The sequence below is a fragment of the Halorubrum vacuolatum genome (genome assembly GCF_900188065.1).
Taxonomy (GTDB): Archaea; Halobacteriota; Halobacteria; order Halobacteriales; family Haloferacaceae; genus Halorubrum; species Halorubrum vacuolatum.
The window spans coordinates 139,187-159,981 of record NZ_FZNQ01000006.1; the positions used below are offsets into that span (position 1 = coordinate 139,187).

Annotated in this window: 20 protein-coding genes; 11 read left to right on the forward strand and 9 right to left on the reverse strand. The window is 66.9% G+C overall.

Translation table 11 applies throughout. The annotated features are described in order from the left end of the window. Positions 1 to 20: 20 nt before the first annotated feature. Positions 21 to 509, reverse strand: a complete 489-nt coding sequence (locus tag CHB65_RS07940) for a cupin domain-containing protein (protein ID WP_089384521.1) — start codon at positions 507 to 509, stop codon at positions 21 to 23. Between the two features lie 290 nt (positions 510 to 799). Between CHB65_RS07940 and CHB65_RS07945 the strand changes: the two genes are divergently transcribed. Next, positions 800 to 2,326: a (R)-citramalate synthase gene (locus tag CHB65_RS07945; RefSeq protein ID WP_281251560.1), complete on the forward strand. Its 1,527-nt coding sequence runs from the start codon at positions 800 to 802 to the stop codon at positions 2,324 to 2,326. A gap of 67 nt (positions 2,327 to 2,393) precedes the next feature. On the opposite strand, the gene CHB65_RS07950 is transcribed toward CHB65_RS07945, so the two are convergent. The 3 genes from CHB65_RS07950 to CHB65_RS07960 form a co-directional block, all read right to left on the reverse strand. Further along, entirely contained in the window at positions 2,394 to 3,098 is a 705-nt protein-coding gene (locus CHB65_RS07950; RefSeq protein WP_089384523.1) for an energy-coupling factor transporter transmembrane component T family protein, read from the reverse strand. Then, positions 3,095 to 3,937, reverse strand: a complete 843-nt coding sequence (locus tag CHB65_RS07955) for an energy-coupling factor ABC transporter ATP-binding protein (protein ID WP_089384524.1) — start codon at positions 3,935 to 3,937, stop codon at positions 3,095 to 3,097. Before CHB65_RS07955 ends, CHB65_RS07950 begins: the two co-directional genes overlap by 4 nt. Before the next feature lie 64 nt (positions 3,938 to 4,001). Further along, on the reverse strand, positions 4,002 to 4,586 hold the full coding sequence (locus tag CHB65_RS07960) for a biotin transporter BioY (protein ID WP_089384525.1): 585 nt from the start codon (positions 4,584 to 4,586) through the stop codon (positions 4,002 to 4,004). A gap of 173 nt (positions 4,587 to 4,759) precedes the next feature. On the opposite strand from CHB65_RS07960, the gene CHB65_RS07965 reads away from it, so the two are divergent. Both CHB65_RS07965 and CHB65_RS07970 read left to right on the forward strand, forming a co-directional pair. Beyond that, the gene (locus CHB65_RS07965; protein WP_089384526.1) at positions 4,760 to 5,365 is read left to right on the forward strand and encodes a hypothetical protein; all 606 of its coding nucleotides are present in this window, start codon (positions 4,760 to 4,762) and stop codon (positions 5,363 to 5,365) included. A gap of 66 nt (positions 5,366 to 5,431) precedes the next feature. Further along, positions 5,432 to 6,190 carry a CRISPR-associated protein Cas4 gene (locus tag CHB65_RS07970; RefSeq protein WP_089384527.1) on the forward strand — a complete coding sequence of 253 codons (759 nt, stop codon included), beginning with the start codon at positions 5,432 to 5,434 and terminating at the stop codon, positions 6,188 to 6,190. Positions 6,191 to 6,199: 9 nt separating this feature from the next. On the opposite strand, the gene cysS is transcribed toward CHB65_RS07970, so the two are convergent. Both cysS and CHB65_RS07980 read right to left on the reverse strand, forming a co-directional pair. Then, positions 6,200 to 7,678 carry a cysteine--tRNA ligase gene (gene cysS, locus CHB65_RS07975; protein ID WP_089384528.1) on the reverse strand — a complete coding sequence of 493 codons (1,479 nt, stop codon included), beginning with the start codon at positions 7,676 to 7,678 and terminating at the stop codon, positions 6,200 to 6,202. Positions 7,679 to 8,011: 333 nt separating this feature from the next. Beyond that, entirely contained in the window at positions 8,012 to 8,545 is a 534-nt protein-coding gene (locus CHB65_RS07980; RefSeq protein ID WP_089384529.1) for a DUF7523 family protein, read from the reverse strand. Positions 8,546 to 8,598: 53 nt separating this feature from the next. On the opposite strand from CHB65_RS07980, the gene CHB65_RS07985 reads away from it, so the two are divergent. The 6 genes from CHB65_RS07985 to CHB65_RS08010 all read left to right on the forward strand — a co-directional run bounded on the left by CHB65_RS07985 (position 8,599) and on the right by CHB65_RS08010 (position 14,708). Continuing rightward, positions 8,599 to 8,934 carry a hypothetical protein gene (locus CHB65_RS07985; RefSeq protein ID WP_089384530.1) on the forward strand — a complete coding sequence of 112 codons (336 nt, stop codon included), beginning with the start codon at positions 8,599 to 8,601 and terminating at the stop codon, positions 8,932 to 8,934. Between the two features lie 81 nt (positions 8,935 to 9,015). Next, positions 9,016 to 9,885 carry a CbiX/SirB N-terminal domain-containing protein gene (locus tag CHB65_RS07990; protein ID WP_089384531.1) on the forward strand — a complete coding sequence of 290 codons (870 nt, stop codon included), beginning with the start codon at positions 9,016 to 9,018 and terminating at the stop codon, positions 9,883 to 9,885. Between the two features lie 3 nt (positions 9,886 to 9,888). After that, the gene (locus CHB65_RS07995; RefSeq protein ID WP_089384532.1) at positions 9,889 to 11,049 is read left to right on the forward strand and encodes a DR2241 family protein; all 1,161 of its coding nucleotides are present in this window, start codon (positions 9,889 to 9,891) and stop codon (positions 11,047 to 11,049) included. 164 nt (positions 11,050 to 11,213) lie between these two features. After that, on the forward strand, positions 11,214 to 12,053 hold the full coding sequence (locus CHB65_RS08000; RefSeq protein WP_089384533.1) for a proline dehydrogenase family protein: 840 nt from the start codon (positions 11,214 to 11,216) through the stop codon (positions 12,051 to 12,053). 87 nt (positions 12,054 to 12,140) lie between these two features. Then, a complete protein-coding gene (locus CHB65_RS08005) occupies positions 12,141 to 12,932 on the forward strand; it encodes a DUF502 domain-containing protein (protein WP_089384534.1) in 792 nt (263 codons plus the stop codon). Positions 12,933 to 13,058: 126 nt separating this feature from the next. Further along, a complete protein-coding gene (locus tag CHB65_RS08010) occupies positions 13,059 to 14,708 on the forward strand; it encodes an alpha-amylase family protein (RefSeq protein ID WP_089384535.1) in 1,650 nt (549 codons plus the stop codon). 33 nt (positions 14,709 to 14,741) lie between these two features. Here the strand turns inward: CHB65_RS08010 and CHB65_RS08015 are convergent, their stop codons facing one another. The 3 genes from CHB65_RS08015 to CHB65_RS08025 form a co-directional block, all read right to left on the reverse strand. After that, positions 14,742 to 17,333 (reverse strand): methyl-accepting chemotaxis protein, encoded by a 2,592-nt coding sequence (locus tag CHB65_RS08015; protein WP_143420379.1) that lies wholly within the window; start codon positions 17,331 to 17,333, stop codon positions 14,742 to 14,744. A gap of 147 nt (positions 17,334 to 17,480) precedes the next feature. Further along, positions 17,481 to 18,695 (reverse strand): threonine ammonia-lyase, encoded by a 1,215-nt coding sequence (ilvA, locus tag CHB65_RS08020; RefSeq protein ID WP_089384536.1) that lies wholly within the window; start codon positions 18,693 to 18,695, stop codon positions 17,481 to 17,483. 179 nt (positions 18,696 to 18,874) lie between these two features. Then, complete coding sequence (locus CHB65_RS08025; protein ID WP_089384537.1) at positions 18,875 to 19,297, reverse strand: gamma-glutamylcyclotransferase family protein; 423 nt, start codon at positions 19,295 to 19,297, stop codon at positions 18,875 to 18,877. Between the two features lie 648 nt (positions 19,298 to 19,945). On the opposite strand from CHB65_RS08025, the gene CHB65_RS08030 reads away from it, so the two are divergent. Continuing rightward, positions 19,946 to 20,191: a hypothetical protein gene (locus tag CHB65_RS08030; RefSeq protein WP_089384550.1), complete on the forward strand. Its 246-nt coding sequence runs from the start codon at positions 19,946 to 19,948 to the stop codon at positions 20,189 to 20,191. 7 nt (positions 20,192 to 20,198) lie between these two features. Then, positions 20,199 to 20,477 (forward strand): DUF7123 family protein, encoded by a 279-nt coding sequence (locus CHB65_RS08035; RefSeq protein WP_089384538.1) that lies wholly within the window; start codon positions 20,199 to 20,201, stop codon positions 20,475 to 20,477. Positions 20,478 to 20,795: the final 318 nt, after the last annotated feature.

Genomic DNA, 20,795 nt, shown 5'->3' on the forward strand with positions numbered 1-20,795 from the left:
GTATATAAAAGACGCACCCGTTACAGGGTAAACGCCGTCGCACACGCCCTGCAGGTGAACCGGAACCGCCCCTCATCGGTGAGTTCAGTTCCATGCGGCCGTTCCTCCCCGCATCGCTCACAGTCGACAATCGTCTCGACGGCCTCCCAGTCGTGACGTGCGCCCGGTGCACCGATCGCCCACGCGACGACCCCTTCCTCGCACTCCTCGCGGACGAACCCGGATTGGAACTCGCCCGGTTCGAACCGGATCAGTTCGCCGGCTTCGACGTCGACGCGGTCGCGCTCGCGGCCGACCTCGAAGGTCGCGACTCCCGAGAGAATATAAAAGATCTCCTCCTGATCGTGATGGGTGTGTACCGCCCCGGCGAAGGCGTCACCCGGGGCCAACTCGAAGTAGTTCATCGCGACGTGTTCGGTGCCGAGCGCGCGTGAGACCGGTCTGCGCACGTCGTGGATGTCTAACGGGCTGTTCACGGTGTCGACGTCCTCGATGGCGACGTGGTCCATGGTGTCGACAACCCGTCCCGAGCGCATAACGGTGTGCCCGACACGCCCGATGGATCGTCGATAAACACACTTTTGCACCGACGATCGCTCGGCAAACTGCGTCTTTATCCATGGGTTTATATGTGTGAGGGGCTTGCGAAGTGATACGATGACCCGAGACGCTCGTGGTTCGTCGGAGGATAGAGGAAGTCGCCTCACGGCGGCTGGCCGTGAAATTCTCCGGTGAAGCGCCCACCCCGACGGCGGCGACGACGGACGACTCGACGGTTACGACGACTACGGAGGCCCTTTTGAACCCATTCACCACCCTCGAAGAGGTACAGCTTCTAGACACCACCTTGCGCGACGGCGAGCAGATGCCCGGCGTCTCGCTCACTCCGGCCGACAAGGTCGATCTCGCGCGCGAACTCGATGCCGCCGGCGTCCACCTCATCGAGGCGGGCTCGGCGTGCACCTCGGCGGGCGAACGCGAGGGGATCCGCCGGGTCGCGGCCGAGGGACTCGACGCGACCGTGACGAGCTTCGCCCGCGGCGTCCAGTCGGACATCGACCGGGCGCTCGATTGTGACGTCGACGGGGTCAACCTCGTCGTACCCGCCTCGGACAAACACGTCGAGACGAAGGTCGGATCGACACGCGAGGAGGTCGTCGAGACCACCGTCGAGCTCGTCGAGTACGCGACCGACCACGACCTCTGGGTCGAGGTACTCGGCGAGGACGGCTCGCGTGCCGACCTCGACTACCTCGAACAGCTGCTCGGGGCGGGGCTCGATGCGGGCGCCGACCGCATCTGCTACTGTGACACCGTCGGCGCCGCCGGTCCGGAACGAACCGCGGAGATCGTGAGCCGGCTCGCCGAACTCGGCCCGACCAGCCTGCACACCCACGACGACCTCGGCTTCGGGCTGACGAACGTCCACGCCGGGCTCAAAGCCGGAGCCGACACCGTTCACGGGACGGTCAACGGCGTCGGCGAACGCGCCGGCAACGTCGCCATAGAGGAGGTCGCCATCGCGCTCGACCGGTGTTATGACGTCGACACCGTGGAGCTGGACCGGCTCTACCGGCTCTGCCGACGGGTCGCGGAGGTCACGGGCGTCCCGCTCCCGCCGAACAAGGCGGTCGGCGGCGCGAACGCCTTCGCCCACGAGTCCGGCATCCACACCGACGGAACGCTCAAGGACGGCACGATGTACGAGCCGTATCCCCCGGAGACGATCGGTCGGGAGCGTCGGCTCGTCCTCGGGAAACACGCCGGGCGGGCGGGCGTCGCGGCCGCGCTCGCCGAACACGACCTCGAGGTCGACGAGGACGAGCTTCGCGAGGTGGTCGCCCGCGTGAAGGATCTCGGCGACCGCGGCAAGCGCGTCACCGACGCCGACCTGCTCGCGATCACCGAGGACGTGCAGGGTCGCGAACGCGACCGACACGTCGAACTCGTCGATTTCACCGCGACGTCCGGAGGCAACCTCCCGACCGCCTCGGTTCGGCTGCGTGTCGGCGACGAGGAGCGCGTCGCCTCCGGCACCGGCTCCGGTCCCGTCGACGCGGGCCTTGAGGCGGTGCGTGCCGCGCTCGCGGGGGTTGCCTTCGAGCTCGACTCCTACCACGTCGATGCGATCACGGGTGGCACCGACGCGGTCGTCACCGTGGAGGTCGACCTCTCTCGCGGCGATCGCTCCGTGAGCGTCTCCGCGAGCGATGCCGACATCACCCGCGCCAGCGTCGTCGCGATGGTCGACGCGCTGGATCGGTTGCTGTCGGCGGAGGCGGCGGAGGCGGGCGTCGAACCGGACGCCGTCACTGCTGACGACTGACGCTCGTCGGTACCGCCGATCACTGACGCTCGTCGGTACCGCTGCCGACTGGCGGGTCGACTTGCCCTTACACGACCGCGACGACGAGCAAGCCGACGCTTACCGCGAGTACGACCCCGTCGAGGCGACCGAACGCGAGCGGCGGCAGCGTCGGGTTCCACGCGAAACACCGTGCGGAGAGCGCGACGCCGAGACGGTCCGCCCGCTCGAAGGCCCGATTGATTCCCGCGGTCGCGACCAGTCGCATCCGGACGTGGACCGGGAGCCGGTCGCCGCCGCGGGCCGCGATGGCCTCCCGTGTCGTCCGCAGGTCATGCGTCAGAAGCGGCAGGAATCGAAACACGAGCGCGACCCCCACGCCGAGGACGACCCCGGCCCGGCCGGGGACGGTCCGCTGGATGGCGGCGCGCGAGTCCCGTACCGGGGTCGAGCGGACATAGGCGGCGGCGACGGCCAACACGAGGAGCACCCGATAGCTCGCGAGCGACGTCTCGAACGCCCGATCGGTTCGAAACCACGGATCGCCGAGCGTCGCGCCCGCGACGAGGGGTGCGACGAGGAGAAACGGCAACGCGAACCGATAGCTCCACAGCGACCGGGGACCGCCACCGGCAAGCCCGAGCACGGCCGCGGCGACGGCGGTGAGGACCACCAGCCCGCGTGGCGTCGTGTAGGCGTAGGCCGCGGCCGCGAAACCGACCTGAAAGAGGAGCTTCGAGCGGGGATCGAGCCGGTGTGCGAGCGTGTCGTCGGGAACGTATGAGAGCGTCACGGCTTGGAGCGACCGGTTTCGTCCGCCCCGGTGTCCGGGGGATATCGTGCCGGAACCCGGACGTCGATCCCGGGCAGCGACGCCACGGCCCGTTCCGGTGGGCCGTCGACGACGACGCGGCCGTTCGAGAGGCCGACGATCCGGTCGGCCAGCGGGAACACGTCACGGAGGTCGTGGGTGACGATGACGATCCCGGTCCCGTCCCCGTGGAGGGTGCGTACGCGGTCGAGCACGCTCCGTCGGGCGGGCTCATCGAGGCCGGTGAACGGCTCATCACAGACGAGGTGATCCGGCTCCATCGCGAGCGCCCCAGCGATGGCGACCCGCTCGCGTTCGCCCCCCGAGAGCGTCGCGATCCGGTCGTCCTCACGTCCGGAGAGGTTCACCGCCGCGAGCGCCGCCTGCACCCGCCGGTCGATCTCCTCGCGTGGAAGCCCGAGGTTCTCCGGTCCGAAGGCGACGTCCGCGCCGATCGTCGCGGCGACCAGCTGGTCGCGGGGGTCCTGAAAGACCATCCCGACCGCCTCGCGTGCGGCGACGAGGTCCTCCTCGACCGACCGACCGTTCACCGCGACGGTTCCCGTTGTCGGTCGCACGAGCCCGTTGAACGTCCGCACGAGCGTCGTCTTCCCGGAGCCGTTCGCGCCCGCGATAACGACGAACTCGCCGTCGTCGATCGAGAGCGTCACGTCGTCGACCGCGAGGACTCCACCCTCTCCAGCGGTCGTCCCGTTCCGCGTCTCGCCTGCCCGCGTGTCCCCGTCACCGGGGTCGGTGCCACCCGCCCGTCGGTCGCCTCCCGGTCCGTAGCGACAGGTGACGCCCGACAGCTCGATCACGGACGGTTACCCCGATGGCAAGGGCAAGGATCAGTCGACCGTCCAACGTCTCGTCGAGTCATCCTCACGCGGCGGCGATGGCGTCGGACCGCAAGATCCCGATCGCGGCGACGATCTTCGCCGCCTCGGCGGGCAGAAAGACGACCGCCCCCTGCAGGAAGGCTTCCGGCAGGGTGAGCGACAGGACGACCGCCATCCCGATCACGCCGAAGGTATAGATGACGACGGTGCCGGCGACCATCGCGCCCACGAGCGTCGCCACCCCGATCTCGCGCGGGTTCCGAAGGGTGGTTCCACGGTGGACGATCCCGCCCACGAGCGCCGCCGCGATCGGATACGACCAGAGGTAGCCGAGCGTCGGTTCCGCGAGCAACGTCCCGAGCCCGGCCGACCCACCCGAGAAGACGGGGGCCCCGAGCGCCCCCGCAACCAGGTAGAACGAAAGCGCCACGCCGCCCCACACCGGCCCGAGAAGGATCCCGGCGAGGAAGACGCCGAGCACCTGGAGGGTGACCGGCGCCGGCGAGAACGGGAAGGGGAACGAGACGTATGCGAACGCGCCGACCAACGCCGCGAACAGCGCGGCGCGAGCGAGGTTGATCGCCGCGTCGTCGCCGACGAGGTCGACGGCTTCGGTGCGTGTTTCCATGACGACGGCTCCGCGGTAAACCCACTTTAATATCATGGTTTACGAGACGGCACCTCGAATATCGCTATCTCGGACGACATGGTGGGCCATCTCCCGTGTCGGTCCGAACGAACCGCAGGATCCGCGGTGTTCCGCCGAGACGCTTTTTATTCGTTCCGGCCTACTGAGGACACATGGACGAACAGACCGCCGAGCTTCGCGACGTCTTTCTGGAGGCTACGGGCACGGAGACCGTGACCGAGGGACAGATCGAGTCGCGTGGCTCGCTGACGGACCGCGATGCGGACGTCGTCGCGAAACGCCTCGCGGAACTGATCGCGACGATGCGTGATCGCGACGGATTCAGTACCGATCTCGACGACGAGACGTACGCACGGATCGCCCGAGGACATCTGGAAGCGGCGGCGACGGATGAAGAGATCGCGGCCGACCTTTCCCTCGACGCCGACACCGTTCGGACCGCGCGTCTCGATCTTCACCTCGTCGACGACGCCGACCGGGACGCGCCGTTCGCGTACGAACGACTCACGCGGCTCGTCGACGAGGGTCGTTCGGCCGCGGCGTGTGCTGCCGAACTCGATGTCGACGTGACGACCGTCGAACGGTACGTCCCCGTCGTTCGGGCGGATCTCGCGTCCACGCGGGTGAGCGACCGGTTCCGCGACGAGTTTCACGAACTCCTCACGGACGCCGCGATCGAGGGATCCTACGCGACGAGCGCCCGCGAGGACGGCCTCCGCGACGCGACCGAGGACATCGAGACCGACGTCTCGCTGTGATGGCTCCGGGAGGGACGTGGTGTCCCGGGTTACACCTTATATACGTGACCGACGCCACTCCGGTTCGTGATCCCCTTCAGCGATCTCGCACGGGCGGCGTTCTGCCCACGGCAGTGTTACTACGCCCGCCGTGAGGAGGACCGATCGATCCCGGCCGGGGCACGCGAACGGATCGACCTCGCGTTCCGCTACCCCGACCTCGTCGACGCGTCGGATGCCACCCTTCGCCGGCTGCCGATCCGCCGATCCCCCGCGACGTACCGTCGGAACCTCGATCGGCTCCGACGGCGGCCGATCTACGACCGACTCGTCGATCCGCTCCGGGAGCGGGCCTTCGTCTCCGGACGTGACTGTCACGGTCTGGTGTGGAAGGTGATCGAGGCGCCGTCCGAGGCCGCACACGACGACGGCCCGTCAGCGGCCACACACGACGACGGTTCGTTCGACGGCGTTGGCGATGACGACGCGCCGGCGGACGGGACGGCAGCACACGTCCCGCAAGCGCCCGTCATCGTCTCCCCCGGCGATCCGCCGGAGCGAGGGGTCTGGAAGCCACAGTCGGTCCGCGCGGTTGCGGCCGCGAAGGCGCTCGCGTGGGAGCAACAGCGTCCCGTCCCGCGGGCGTACGTCGAGTACCCGACGGTCGGCGTTGTCCGCGAAGTCACATTGACGGTTCGTCGCAAGGCGGCGTACCGGCGGGCGCTGCGGACGGTTCGCGCCATCGATGGGCCACCGCCGCGAGTCGACGACGACCGCTGTATGAGCTGTACGTATCAGGAGCGGTGCGGGGTCGGCCGACGGTCGCTCCGATCGCTTCTCGGCTGAGCGGACCGGTCAGCCGTCGAACCGATAGGTCGCGCCGTCCGGGCCGTCCTCGACCTCGACGCCGACGGCCGTGAGGGCATCGCGCAGTTCATCGGCCCGCTCGTAGTTGCCCGCCTCACGTTCGGCCTCGCGGACCGACAACACGAGTTCGACCAGCTCACCGGCGAGCGTCACGTCGCCGTCGGACGGCTCGTCAAATTGGAGGCCGAGGACGTCGCCGCCGAGCTCCTCGAACGTCTCGACTGCCCGGCGAAGGCCGCGGTAATCGTAGGTCGCGGCGGCCTCGACGTGCCGGTTGACCGCGTCGGTGAGTTCGAGGAGCGCGGCGGTCGCCTCCCGGAGGTTGAGGTCGTCGTTCATCGCCGACTCGAAGTCCGCTCGCGTGGATTCGACCGTCTTCCGGAGGTCGTCGTCGATGGCCTTGCTCCGGGCGTCGGTCGAATCGAGCGCCTCGACGGCCCGTTCGTGCCCGCGGGAGAGCCGCTCCCAGCGCCGCTCCGCCTCGGCGATCGTCCCCTCGGTGAGCGCCTGTTCGGAGCGGTAGGCGGCCCCCGCATAGAAGGTCCGGACGACGTTGACGCCGAGTTCTTCTAACGCATCCGGGACGGTCCAGAAGTTGCCGATGGAGGAGGACATCTTCTCGCCGTCCATCTCCAGTAAGCCGACGTGCAGCCAGTGGCGGGCGAACGGCTGGCCCGTCGCCGCCCTCGATTGGGCGACCTCGTTTTCGTGGTGCGGGAAGACGAGGTCGCGTCCCCCCATGTGGATATCGAGGGTGTCCCCGAGGTGGGTCATCGACATCGCGGAGCACTCGATGTGCCAGCCGGGACGGCCCTCGCCCCACGGTGACTCCCACGTCTCGCCGGTCGGGGTCGACTCGCCGTGGTCGTGTTTGGCGTGTTCGCGGGCGGCCCCTTCGGACACCCCGCCGGCCTTCCAGAGCGCGAAGTCCGCCGGGTTGCGCTTGTCGGAGCGCTCGTCCGGGTCGCCTTGAGCTTCCAGTTCCTCGAGGTCCTGATTCGAGAGGGATCCGTACTCGTCGAACCGGGTGACGTCGAAGTAGACGGAGCCGTTCGACTCGTAGGCGTAGCCCTTCTCGATGAGCGTCTCGATCAGCTCGATGATCTCGGGGACGTGTTCGGTGACGCGGGGATAGACGGTCGCGCGACGGAGGTTGAGCCCGCGCATGGCCGCGAAGGTCGTCTCGGTGAACGATTCGGCGACGTCGCGTTCCGCGGTCCAGTCGTCGCGTTCGCCGACGCGGGCGGTGATCTTCTCGTTGACGTCGGTGACGTTTTCGACGTGCTGGACGTCGTAGCCGAGGTGTTCGAGCCAGCGGTGGAGCACGTCGGCGTGGAACCAGAGCCGGGCGTGCCCCAGGTGGGGGTCGTCCGACACCGTGAGCCCACAGACGTACAGCGTCACGTCGCCATCGGCCGTGAACTCGACGCGCTCGTCCGCGAGGGTGTCGGTAACGACGAGGGTCATCGGCGATGGCTACCCGCGGAAGCCCTTTTAAATCGTCGGATCGCGCGGGACTCGGTGTGGGTGAGCCGCACGAGGGTGGTTGGTCGCGGCGCTCCCCGGCCTCTATTAGCTATGTCCTCACACCTCCCCAGCCTCGCCACGGCTGGCGTCCGCCAGCCGTGGGCTCCCTCGCGCGCGTTCCTCGGGCTTCGCCCTCGTCTCACGCGCGCCGACCGCGAGTGGAAGGATACCGAACGTGGGGCTGGAACGCTACCGAACAACGGGCACATCGACCCAAACGAGTGCTGCGGACGACGAGATTGTATATAAGTGATGACGCGGGAGCGATTCACGTCACGCCGTCGGAACCGCCGCGAGCGCCGCCTCGACGATCCGGACGGCGGTCGCACCGTTCCGACGGGACACGACCACGACGAGGGAGTCGGCGACGACGCCGGCGGCCGCGACATCGACATCGGCCGCCGCGAGCCGCCCGAGGATGGCTGCGAGCGCGCGCGTGTCGACGTCGCCGGTCGCGAGGATCGCGGTGTGATCGCCGTCGTCGGTAACGGCGGCCCCGGCGACACGGAGGAGCGGCGCTGCCGGTTCGGAGTCGCCGTCTTCCGGTTCGGCTGCATCGCCGCCGCTCACGATCCCCACGCCGCTTCGCATGGAGACCGTCGCGGATCGGCGCTCGGTCGCATACGCCGCCAGCTCGGATTCGTACCGCCGAAGTGCCGTCGCGATGGCGTCCGTGCCGCCATCGAGGTCGGCGTCCTCGGCGAGCCACGATGCGGCCGCGGCGTAGTTGAGCAGGCCCGCACGGAGCGCGGAGCGGAGAAACGGTCGCTCCCGAACGGCCTCGCGGACGTCGGCTGCCAGTGACATACCCGACCATCTGCCGGCGGACGAATAAAGCCCGCGCGACACCAAGCAGGGATATGGAGACGATCGTCACGGAACACGCCGGTCACACGCTTGCACGGCTCGAATCCGCCGACCGTATCTTCGAGGTGAGCTTCGATGTGCTCGAACCGACGGACGTCACCCTTCGGTTCCGCCGTGACGGCGAGCGGGTCGGGAGCATCTACAACGACGACGGGACGGCCAGAACGATGGCGCGGCTCACCACGAACCGCGAGGGGACCGACTTCATCGCCGTCGAGGTGCCGAAGGCGTTCGTCGCCGAGATACTCGATGCCGCCATCGAACACGGTCGCGTGACCGACCGGGATGCTGCAGCGGGCTACCGGCTCCGCGTCCTTCCCGACGCTTGAGCCCACACACCGCCGGCCGCTCCCGCCCCCCTATCCGACCGCCTCCGAAGTCCCTAAGGCCGGCGCGACCCCAGTTCGGGTATGCAGTCGCTCGTCATCGTCGCACACGGCTCACACCTCAATCCCGATTCGAGCGCGCCGACGTACGCCCACGCCGACACGATACGCGCGTCTGGAGCCTTCGATGAGGTCCGAACCGGCTTCTGGAAGGAGGAGCCACACCTCAGGGAGGTGCTCCGAACCGTCGAGGGCGACGAGATCTACGTCGTCCCGCTTTTCATCTCCGAGGGCTACTTCACCGAGGAGGTGATCCCCCGGGAGCTCCGGCTCGCCGGCTGGGACGTCTCCGAATGGGACTCCGACGGGATTTCGGCGGACCAGGCGACGCTCGTCGCCGAGGACATCGACCGCGAGGTTCACTACTGTGGCCCCGTCGGCACCCACCGGGCGATGAGCGACGTGATCGTCCGCCGGGCGGAATCGGTGACGGACGACCCGGACGTCGGCGAGGGCTTCGGGCTGGCCGTCGTCGGCCACGGCACCGAGCGCAACGCGAACAGCGCGAAGGCGATCGAGTACCACGCCGACCGGATCCGCGAACGCGACCGCTTCGACGAGGTCCGAACCCTCTACATGGACGAGGAGCCCGAGGTCGACGACCTCCCCGAGCACTTCGAGAGCGAGGACGTCGTCCTCGTGCCGCTGTTCATCGCCGACGGCTATCACACCCAGGAGGACATCCCCGAGGACGTCGGGCTCTGTGAGGACTACCGCGACGGCTACGACGTGCCGACGGCCGTCGACGACACCCGTATCTGGTATGCGGGCGCCGTCGGGACGGAGCCGCTCATGGCCGACGTGATCCTCGAACGCGCCGCCGACGCCGGCGCCGACCTCGACGACGCGGTAGCGACCGTCCGTGAAACGACCCGCGTCGCCACGGGGGACTGACCCGTGCCGGAGACATCCACCGACGGCGTGCCGACCGCCGCTATCGATGTCGACCTTCCGGGCGACGCCTTCGACGCGTTGCTCGCGGCGGTTTCGGCGGACGGCTCGTCCGACGCGCCAGCGATCGATTTCGAGGGATTACGGGCGACCCGCGAGGACGGCGCGACCGTCATCGAGGTCGACGGGGAGCGCTTCCGCGCCGAATCCGAGCGCGACCTCCACGAGGTCGCCTCCGACCACGCCGCCCACGTCACGAACTGGCACTTCTACGAGCGGGTCGCCGGCGCCGACACGCCGCGGCGGGCGTTCGTCCGCTGGCTGGAGGCCGCGGAGGATCGTTCGGTCGAAGCGCGGTACGCCGCGCTCGCCGAGGGAATCGTCCGCGAGTGGGGGCAGCTGCGGGTGACGACGACGCTCACCGATCGCGGCGACCGTCGGTACGACGTGCGACACGCCGACGACGCGACGGCCGCGGTCGACGACCTCGACGCCCACGAGAAGCCGCGTGATGCCCGAGAGATCGTGACGTTCGATGCCGACGGGCGGTATCGACCCCTGAAGACCGCGCCGACGCTGCGGGCCGGGTGGGTCTTCCCCGATCTGGATCACCGCGATGTGTACGAGGTCGTCGAGGCGATCTATCCGGCGACGGTCGCGAACTGGCACCGCGAACGCGGGGGGCGGCTCGATGTCGACCACTGGCGTGAGACGATGGATCGGCAGTCCGGGATCTATGGCGTGGTGCAGACGTGGGACCGCGGCGAGGGTCACGAGCACGTGAACTGGGTCGCGGAGGCGTGCTGTGCGGACTCACAGTGTCTCAAACGCCGCGAGTGGCAGTATGACGACGAGACCGAACTCGACGTCGACGGCGGTGACGGCGTGTTTCCGTGTCGTGAACCGTGCTCGCTGGTCGTCTCCGCGGCTCGAAAATGGACACGGCTCGAGGGCGAGGACGAGCAATCCTACGAGTTCACGTTGACCCCGAGCGAGAAGGAGCAGCTGGAGGCGATCATCGACGCCGTCGCCGACGGCCGCACCGAAGCGATCCGCGAGGCCGACCTCAAAGATCCCGCCAATCGCTACCGTGCGCGGTTCCTTCGTGCGAAACGGTTCGACGAGGAAGGAAACCTCCCCGGCGTCCCGACCGACGACGGGTCGTGATCGGCGGGCCGCACCCGTACACGGTACCGCGCACCCGTCGATCCTGGACGTCCGCATACCTGCCGACCATGGACGTCCGCATACCTGCCGCTCCTGGACGTCCGCACATCCCCCCGACCATGGACGTGTGAATCCTCAAGATGGATCCGCGGATATAGGTCTCTATGATCCTTCCGATCGCACGCCGATTCGTCGCCGGCGAGACCATCCCGGAAGCGCTCGAACACACCCGCCAGTACAACGAGGATGATATTTCGGTGATCCTCAACCTGCTCGGGGAGCACTACGACAACGCCGCAGAGGCACGCGAGGATACGGACACGTATCTCACGCTTATCGACGACATCGCCGAAAGCGGCCTCGATGCGTGCGTGTCGGTGAAGCCGTCACAGATCGGCCTCGACGTCTCGGCCGATCTCTTCGAGGAGCACTACCGTGAGATCGTTGCCCACGCTCACGAACGCGACGCGTTCGTCTGGTGTGACATGGAGGACGTCGACACGACCGATGACACCCTCGATGCCTTCGAGTCGATCGCCGAGGAGTATCCCTGGAGCGTCGGGCAGTGTCTCCAGTCGAACCTCAAGCGGACACGCGATGACCTCGAACGCTTCGTCGACGTGCCCGGGAAGATCCGGATCGTCAAGGGCGCATATGACGAACCGGCGTCGGTCGCCTACACCGACAAGGCGGACGTCAACGAGGCATATCGCAGGGACATCGAATACCTCTTCGAGAACCGCGAGCAGGGTGTCGCCGTCGGCAGCCACGATCCGGAGATGATCTCGCTCGCCGGACGGCTGGCCGACGAACACGGCACCGACTACGAGATCCAGATGCTGACGGGTGTGCGCGAGGACGCCCAGCGGGACCTCGCGAAACAGGGCGTGCGGGTCGTCCAGTACGCGCCATACGGCAAGAAATGGCTCTCGTACTTCTATCGACGCGTCCGCGAGCGGAAAGAGAACGTTCTTTTCGCCGCGCGGGCCGTCATCGGTCGCTGAGGTGTCGCCGTGTGGCTTCCGTCGACTGCCACGCGACGAACGCGTAGAAGCCCTCTTAAGGGTCCCGATCGCATAATACTCGCATAGATGTCTACGTGGAAACGCGACTTCGCGAGCGGGCTGATCGTGTTGGCCCCCTTGCTCGTTCTTCTGCTCGTGATCCGGTGGATATACATCTACATCGCCTCCATTCCGCTCATCGAGGCGCTGCAGCCCGCGATCATTCCCGAGGCGCTGTTGCCCGTCTCGCGGGTGATCATCGCCGTCGCCGTCCTCACGACGCTCGTGCTCGCGGTCGGATACCTCATGCGAACGACGTTCGGCCGGGTAGCGGAGTCGGCGATCGACGACACGATCAATCGGATCCCCGCGCTCCGCGTGGTGTATAACGCCTCGAAACTCGCCGTCGAAACCGCGCTCTCCGGAACCGACGAACTACAGAGTCCCGTCTATTTGGAGACGTGGGCCGGCATCCGCATGACCGCGTTCAAAACCGGCAAGAAGACCCGGGACGGGAAGATCGTCCTGTTCATGCCGACCGCGCCGAACATCACCACCGGGTTCGTCATCGAGGTCGAACCGGAACGGATCGAAGAGACCGGCGAGACCGTCGAGGAGGGGATGACCCGGATCCTCTCGGCCGGATTCGCCGACTCCGCCCATCAGATCCCCGTCGAGGAGGAACGGCGGCCCGACGCCGGGGGCTCGGGATCCGCCGACCGATCCCGATCGACCGCCGGATCCGGGATGAACTCACAACGGACCGTCGACATCGGCGGGCCGGGACGACCCACTGGCGAATCCGCGGGCGAGCCGGGCACGGATGGCTCCGGTGGGAGCGGGGGTGACGGCGGTCGGTCCGGCGTCGATTCGCCGTAGCTCACAGGGGTGACGGCGTCGTCCTCGTGGGATCGGGTTTCCGCGATCGATCCCGGTCAGCGCGTTCCACGTCGGCGGTGAGCCCGGATCGCAAGAGTACAAACCCCGGTATCCGTATCCCGCGGTATGACCGACCCGGATTGGTATCAGGACGCGACGATCTACTCGCTCGATATCAAGACGTTCAACGACGCGGACGGCGACGGCTGGGGCGATTTCGAGGGAGCGACCGAGCGGCTGGGATATCTCGAGGAGCTCGGCGTCGACGCGCTCTGGATCCGGCCGTTCTACCCGAGCCCGCTGCGTGATAACGGCTACGACGTCGCCGACTATCGCGACGTGGACGACCGGCTCGGCACGCTCGCGGACTTTCGGGCGTTCGCCGACGCCGCCCACGACCGCGGGATGCGCGTGCTCACCGACCTCGTGTTCAATCACACCTCGATCGATCACGAGTGGTTCCAACGGGCCCGTGAGGATCCGTACTCGGCGTATCACGACTACTACCTCTGGACCAGCCACCTCGAGGACGCCCACCAGCGCGGGAATATCTTTCCGGAGTATGAAGACGGCGTCTGGTCATACGACGACGTCGCGGGGAAACACTACTTCCATCAGTTCTACCATCACCAACCCGACCTCAACGTCGCGAACCCCGCGGTCCGTGAGGAGCTGTACGACGTCCTCCGCTTCTGGCTCGATCAGGGCGCGGACGGCTTCCGGATCGACGCCGCACATCCGATGTTGATGGCGAAAGGGCACAACGCGATGACGCTCGAGGACGCCCCCGGGCTCGATGAGCCCATCGACCTATTTAAAGAGATGCGCGCGGTCGTCGAGGCCGAACAGGCGGACGCCGTGCTGCTCGCGGAGGCGGACGACGAGCCCGAACACCTCGATTACTACTTCGGTGACGGCGAGGCGTTCCACCTGCAGTTCAACTTCGTGATGAACGCACACCTCACCTACGCGGTCGGCGTGGCCGACACGTGGCCGCTGCACCGCGCCGAGGAGTTGCTTCCGGACGTCTCCGGCGTCGGCACGTGGGTGAACTTCCTTCGAAACCACGACGAGTGGAACCTGCTCAAACTCCCGGAGGAGGCGTTCGAACACGCCCGGGAGTACTTCGGCGACGACGAGGGCGACTCGTGGATCTTCGAGCGGGGTCATCGACTTCGGCTCGCGGACCTGTACGACGGCGACCCGGACCGGATCGCGGTCGCACACGCGCTGTTGTTCGCGCTGCCCGGCTCCGTCGCGTTGCAGTCCGGCGACGAGATCGGGATGGGGAGCGACCTCTCGCTCCCCGAGCGTGAGGCCGTTCGCACCCCGATGCAGTGGGACGACTCGAAAAACGGCGGCTTCTCCGCGGCCGACCCGGAGGCGTGTTATAACCCCGTGATCGACGAGGGGCAGTACGCGTACGACGGGGTCAACGTCGCCGACCAGCGCGAGGACCCCGATTCGGTGCTCTCGCGGGTTCGTGAACTGATCGCCGCACGGGAGGCGTCTCCGGGGATCGCCCGCGGGCACTACTCGGTTCCGGAGGCGGATCACAAAGGGACCCGCGTTCATCGGTTCGATCACGAGGGACGGGTGTTGCTGTGTGCGCACAACCTCGCGCGCGAGGGGCGGCGGGAGATCGTCGGCTTCGACGTCGATCCGGATTCCGTCGAACACATCGTCGGCGACGGCGACTACCACGTCGCCGACGGCAGCGTAACGTTCGACCTCGACGCCTGTGGATACGTCTGGATACGCGGGCAGCGGCGGTGAGGTTCGACGGGACGTTCCGGTCCGTCTCCCCCGTTACTCAATTTCTCTTGCGTACGCGTCGAGTTTCATCTCGACGCCCTCGTTCAACCGGGTGAGCGCCTCCTCGACGCCGTGTTCGCGGGCATCGATCGCCGCCTCCGCCACCAGCGTCCGAACCGTGTCGAACGGCCCGATCCGAGCGCCGGTCGTCGCGACGCCGTCCTCGGCGGCGAGCAGTTGATCGATCGCCGTACGAGCGCCCGGATGCTCGGTGAACCAGCCCTCCGCTTCGAGCCGATCGAGTGCATCCTCATGGACCGGGAAGTACCCCGTCTCGCGGTGCCAGCGAGCCTGCCGTTCCGGCGCCGCGAGCCACGCGAGAAACTCGGCAGCGACGCGCTGTGTACGGGTGGGGAGGTCCGCGGCGATCCAGAGCGATCCCCCGCCGATGACGACGCCGTGTCGCTCGTCGGCGACGGGGAAATATCCGGTTTCGACGGGAAACGACGCCCCCTCGTACACGCCGCTCATCGATGAGGTCGAGCCGATCAGCATCGCGGCGGTGCCATCGTGAAACGCCTCGCGTGCGGCCCCGCGTGCCTCGATCCCGGGGTCATGATAGAGGCCGTCGGCCTCCATCGCCGTGATCCACTCGAAGACCGTCGTGCCGGCCGGCGAGTCGAAATACGCCTCGGTGGGCGTTCCCGCCCGCCCGTTTCGTGCATCAACAAGTGGCTGTCCGGCCTCCGAAAACCACTGCTCGATGAACCACGAGTAGTTCGCGAAGGTGATCCCGACGTCGGCGACGCCCGACTCGACGATCCGCTCGGCCGCCGCACGCACCTCGCGGAAGGTCGACGGTGGATCGGCGGGGTCGAGTCCAGCCCGCTCGAACGCATCCCGGTTATAATAGAGGAGGGGCGTCGAGGAGTTGAACGGCATCGAGTGGAGTCGCCCCTCGGTTCGGTAGTAGTCGGCGACCGGATCGAGCAGCTCGTCGGGATCGAAGCGCTCGGGATCGAGATGTCGCTGGACGGGAGTGAACGCCCCGCTATCGAGCGCCCGCTTCGTCCCGATCTCGTAGATCTGTGCGATAGCGGGCGGGTCGCCGCGCTCGGCGGCCGCGAGCGTCGCGTTGAACACGCCGCGATAGCTCCCTTTTGAGGACGCACGGATACTCACGTCCCCGACGGTTGACTCGAACTCATCGATGAACGTCTCCAGCAGCCGAGCCTTGCTTCCACTGAGGGCATGCCAGAACTCCAAGACGGTCGCGTCCTCGCTTGTTCCCGTCGAATCCGCCAGCCGGTAGTCGTCGAGGCGGTCCTCGACCGTCCCGGTTCGATCCTCGAGCGCGGCCGCGCCCGCGACGACCTCCGTCAGGGAGGTCCGCTGGGTGTGTGCGATGGTCGTCACCTCCGCCGCCCGGGTCGCGGTCGCCTCCGCCACGTCGCCGACCGACTCGACCGTTCGAACCGCCTCCTCGACGGCGATCGCCTGATCGTCCGTCGCGGAGCTTATCTCGCGGATCCCGACGGTCGTCTCCTCGACGTCTTCGGTCAGTTCGGTGAACGCCCCGAGTGCGTCCTCCGCGGTCGCGATTCCCTCACCGACGCGCTCGCGCATCTCGGTGATCTCGGCGACCGTCGCATCCGTCTCCGTTCGGACCGACTCGATGGAGGCTTCGATCTCGCCGGTTGCCTCCCGCGCCTCCTCCGCGAGGTTCTTGACCTCCTCGGCGACGACTTCGAACCCCGCACCGGCCGCACCCGCACGGGCGGCCTCGATGGAAGCGTTGAGCGCGAGGATGTTCGTCTCGTCGGCGATCTCCCGGATCAGGTCGGTTACGTCCTCGATCGCCGCGACCTCCGTCTCCAAGGTCTCGACGCGGTCGAGGGCCGTCTCGGTCCGTTCGTCGATGACTTCCAACTCGTCGAGGGCTGCGGTCGCCGAGTCGTTGCCATCGGCAGCGCGGTCGGCGACCCCACTGGCCGTCGTCGCGACCTGCTCGGCGGAGGCGGCGACCTCTTCGGTGGCCGCCGAGACGCGTTGGAGTTCACCGACCGTCTCCGCGACTTCCTCCCGCTGATCGGCCGCGTTCGCGGCGATGTCGTCGACGGACTCGTACACGTCGCCGCTGCGGGCTTTCGACTCAACGACGGTGGATCGAACGTGTTTGGCAGCGCCCGACACCTCGTCGTTGAAGCCATCGACCTCCTGAAGCGTCTCCACGATATCTGACACGAACGCGTTGAACGAGGCGGCAAGCGCGGCCAGCTCCTCATCCGCGGACTCCTCCGGGAACCGAGCAGAGAGGTCGCCGTCGTTTAAACACGAGAGCGTCTCGTGAAACACCGCGAGGTCCGTCGAGGTTCGCGACGACCCGGGAGTGTGACCGTCACCTTCCGTCGACCCGGTTGATCGCGCCGTGCCGTTGGTTGATGTGACGGACATCGCTGCCGCCCCGCCGTCGTCGGTTGTGCCGTTGGTATGGCTGGTGTCGTTCGTGTCGTCGGTATCGCTGGCATCGTTGATGTGAACGGTTCGATCCTCGCCGGTTCCAGTGTCGTCGCCGTCGTCCGTGGCCGACGACATATCGATCGGATGGTCCCCACGACCATCCCGCTCCTCATCATGCCCGTTCATACGCCGTCGCGTCTCTATGCGGTGATAACTCCTTCACCGAAATTATCAGACCCGATATAAAAATGGTGACTAAATAACACGTCATGCGGACGCCGAATCCCCTTCGGGCGACGGCGTGATCGCTACGTGGTGATCGTCGCGTGATCGCTACGTGGTGATCGTCACGTCATAGCCGTGCGCCTCCAACTCGTCGACGATGTCGGCCGCGTGCTCGGCGTCGTCGGTTTCGAGTTCGAGCTCCAGCTCGGCGGCGTTGACCGCGACGTCACGGGACGTCCGGTCGTGGTGGACGGCGTAGACGTTGGCTCCCGCGCGGGCGACGATGGTCGAGACGCGTTCCAACTCACCGGGACGGTCTTTTAAGTCGATCGTCACCTTCAGGTAGCGACCCATCTGTACCAACCCGTGACGGATCACGGTCGTCAGCCGGTTGAGGTCGATGTTCCCGCCACAGAGCGTCGCCACGATCGTCTCGTCCGGGTCGTACTCGAACGCCTCCGAGAGGACCGCCGCGAGCGGAACGGCACCCGCGCCCTCCACGAGCGTCTTCGAGCGTTCCAGGAGCAGCGCGAGCGCGAGCGCGATCTCCCGGTCGTCGACGACGACGACCTCGTCGACGTACTCCTGCATGACCGCGAGCGTCCGCTCGCCGACCGTTCGCGTCGCGATCCCGTCGGCGATCGTGTCCACGCTGTCGATCGTCCGTCGCTCGCCGGTTCGCAACGAGTCCGCCGCCGTCGACGCGCCCGCCGCCTGCACCCCGACCACCCGGACGTCGTGGCCGAGTCGCTCCTTTACGGCGACGGCGATCCCCGAGATGAGTCCGCCGCCGCCGATCGGGACGACGACCGTGTCCACGTCGGGACAGTCGTCGGCCACCTCCAACCCGATCGTCCCCTGGCCGGCCATGACCGTGGGATCGTCGAACGCGTGGACGTAGGTCCGGCCCTGATCGCGTTCGAGCTCGTGCGCGTGTGCCTGCGCCTCGTCGTAATCGACGCCGTGGAGGACGACGCTCGCGCCGTACCCGCGCGTAGCCTTGACCTTCGAGACGGGGGCGAATCGCGGCATCACAACGGTCGCGTCGATGCCCGCCTCCGTGGCGGCGAGTGCGACCCCCTGTGCGTGGTTGCCGGCGCTCGCGGTGACGACGCCCGCGTCGCGCTCGGCGGATGAGAGCGTCGCGATCCGGTTCATCGCGCCGCGGATCTTGAACGCGCCGGTCCGTTGGAACGTCTCCAATTTGAGGTGAACGTTCGCGTCGGTCATTTCGGAGAAGGTTCGCGACCGTTCAAGCGGCGTATGACGGGCGACACCGGCGACGCGCTCGCGGGCATCGACGATGTCGGAAAGCGAGAGCATACCTGTGCCTGAGTCCGGACGGGATTAAAACGAACGCGTCGCTCGCGGCGGATACCGAAGGGGGAAAGGGGGAATGCACGCGTGTGACGTGCAGGTGTACGGAGCACCTCCGTGAATAAAAAGGTGGGCCTACCGGAGTGAAAGTGAAATCGGGGGACTGTGCGGGCGTCATCCGCCCGTCAGACGGGTGTTGCGGGGTCGACGCTGACCCGCACATCGGCGCTCGTGAGATACTGATCGACCCGCTTTGGGAAGCCTCCGTTTCCCGGCCACGTCGCGGCCGCGTCGAGGCGGTCGGGGTCGCCGACGTAGACAACCGCTTCGTCAGGGTAGTTGTCGATATCGCACGCGTCGGCGACCGCAAGCGGCACCGCGACCCGGACGTAGAGCCCATCAGCGATCCCCTCGTACCGATCGAGACGCGTCAGCTCCTCGGTCCGGAGGAGCCGGCCCGCCGTCCGACCCCCGGGCGCGAGGGTCGGATGCGCCCCCTCGACGAGGTGCATCCCCGAGAGGGTCGCCGGGCCGACGAACGCGAACGAGTCGAGCAGCTCGCGAACCCGCTCGGGCGCGGTGAGCGTCCCGTACACGAAGACGTCCATGTCACATCCCCGCGAGGGGGCCCAATCAACCTTCGGTCGGATCGGAGCGACCCGTTCGGACGACTACTGAGGGAATATCCACTGGTGAACGGTCTCAACTACCATGAGAGATGGCGGAGTTCCGCCGGGCGAGCCACGAACCGGTCAACGTGTTCGAGGTCGACGGGCTCTACCTGTTCAAATACTATGTGCAACGCGTCCGTCATCCAGCGAACCGTTGATGTGTTCAACTGTTTTTTTTCCGACGGATCGGACGGCCGTCGAGCAAGCAATCCAGGATGGGGCAACCCGTCTCACGGCGACGGACGGACGAAATCCGTTCTGATCCGATCCGATCTGACGCAGGTTCAGCACTTACCGTACACCACCGTGTGCGCACGGCGTTTCTTGACCGACGATTCGTCCGAAAGGGGTGGATTCGAGACTCACTCTGCGATGTTCAACGACTTACCGTGGAGCCGGAGGAAACCGGCAGAGATCGACGTATAAACCGTCCCGCGGATTTTGCGGCCGTCATAAAATGTCTGAAGAGACGGATAAACGGGATGAAAAGTCGGGGACGGTGGTTAATTAACTCGAAGCGAACGCAACGGTCTGGCGTTTATATAGGGTCGCCAGTCCACGGGGTGAGTGAAGCAGGTGATCCCGATGTCAACGCAATCGTCCCCCTCACTCGTTCCCGCACCGGTGGAAGTCGCCGCCATGGAGTTTCGCCGACTGACTATCGGTGGCGTCCGAGCTGCCGCCTTCTGGACGGCGGTGTTGCTCCCGCTCGCGTACGTCCCCGCAGCGTACACGACAGACGGTGCAGCGGTGCTCCTTGCGCTGTTGGCTCTCCACATGACCTGTGTCGTCATCGGCCACGAACACAACCCTCCAGCTGACCACGAGTGATTTCAACATGAGTACCACCGATTCGCCGATCGAGACGGCGACCGAGCAGCAGACACCGACTGAGGGCCGCTCGAAGTCGGAACGCCTCGCCGAGTACCTCCGGCAAGAGGCGGCCGACGGCGACGCGTACATCAAGGCGAAGTTCATCGCCGACGACGTCGGCCTCTCGCCGAAACAGATCGGCGCGCTCATCGTCCAACTGCAGGATTCAGTCGCCGATCTCGAGATCGAAAAGTGGTCATACACGGGTGCGACCACGTGGCGGATTTCACACCGACCGAGCTAGACGCCGACAACACGGGAGCACCTGTGTCACCCCGGATATCTCCTTCAACCCGGGTCCGTTCCTCGGCGGCCTCTATCGCCGTGGACGACCGGTGAAGGGTGGGGTCCGACCGATCGTCGTTGGCTGTAGGAGGCTCTTTCCCCCACAGCGGAGCAACTCACCCGCTACATTAACGCGACCGATGGACTGTCCGAAACGATAATAAAAACGAATATAAATCGTGGGCTCTGTTGAAATCCTTCAAGGCTGATACGAGGTCGGTACTGAATACAACGCGCGTATCTCGCACCGAGCAATCTTGAGAACAGAGCAACCGAA

Bases quoted from the DNA above. Each gene is read 5' to 3' on its own strand.
- CHB65_RS07940 (WP_089384521.1), bottom strand. From the start codon at position 509: ATGGACCACGTCGCCATCGAGGACGTCGACACCGTGAACAGCCCGTTA.
- CHB65_RS07960 (WP_089384525.1), bottom strand. From the start codon at position 4,586: ATGGAAACACGCACCGAAGCCGTCGACCTCGTCGGCGACGACGCGGCG.
- CHB65_RS07965 (WP_089384526.1), top strand. From the start codon at position 4,760: ATGGACGAACAGACCGCCGAGCTTCGCGACGTCTTTCTGGAGGCTACG.
- cysS (WP_089384528.1), bottom strand. From the start codon at position 7,678: ATGACCCTCGTCGTTACCGACACCCTCGCGGACGAGCGCGTCGAGTTC.
- CHB65_RS07980 (WP_089384529.1), bottom strand. From the start codon at position 8,545: ATGTCACTGGCAGCCGACGTCCGCGAGGCCGTTCGGGAGCGACCGTTT.
- CHB65_RS07985 (WP_089384530.1), top strand. From the start codon at position 8,599: ATGGAGACGATCGTCACGGAACACGCCGGTCACACGCTTGCACGGCTC.
- CHB65_RS07990 (WP_089384531.1), top strand. From the start codon at position 9,016: ATGCAGTCGCTCGTCATCGTCGCACACGGCTCACACCTCAATCCCGAT.
- CHB65_RS08000 (WP_089384533.1), top strand. From the start codon at position 11,214: ATGATCCTTCCGATCGCACGCCGATTCGTCGCCGGCGAGACCATCCCG.
- CHB65_RS08005 (WP_089384534.1), top strand. From the start codon at position 12,141: ATGTCTACGTGGAAACGCGACTTCGCGAGCGGGCTGATCGTGTTGGCC.
- CHB65_RS08010 (WP_089384535.1), top strand. From the start codon at position 13,059: ATGACCGACCCGGATTGGTATCAGGACGCGACGATCTACTCGCTCGAT.
- CHB65_RS08015 (WP_143420379.1), bottom strand. From the start codon at position 17,333: ATGAACGGGCATGATGAGGAGCGGGATGGTCGTGGGGACCATCCGATC.
- ilvA (WP_089384536.1), bottom strand. From the start codon at position 18,695: ATGCTCTCGCTTTCCGACATCGTCGATGCCCGCGAGCGCGTCGCCGGT.
- CHB65_RS08025 (WP_089384537.1), bottom strand. From the start codon at position 19,297: ATGGACGTCTTCGTGTACGGGACGCTCACCGCGCCCGAGCGGGTTCGC.
- CHB65_RS08030 (WP_089384550.1), top strand. From the start codon at position 19,946: ATGTCAACGCAATCGTCCCCCTCACTCGTTCCCGCACCGGTGGAAGTC.
- CHB65_RS08035 (WP_089384538.1), top strand. From the start codon at position 20,199: ATGAGTACCACCGATTCGCCGATCGAGACGGCGACCGAGCAGCAGACA.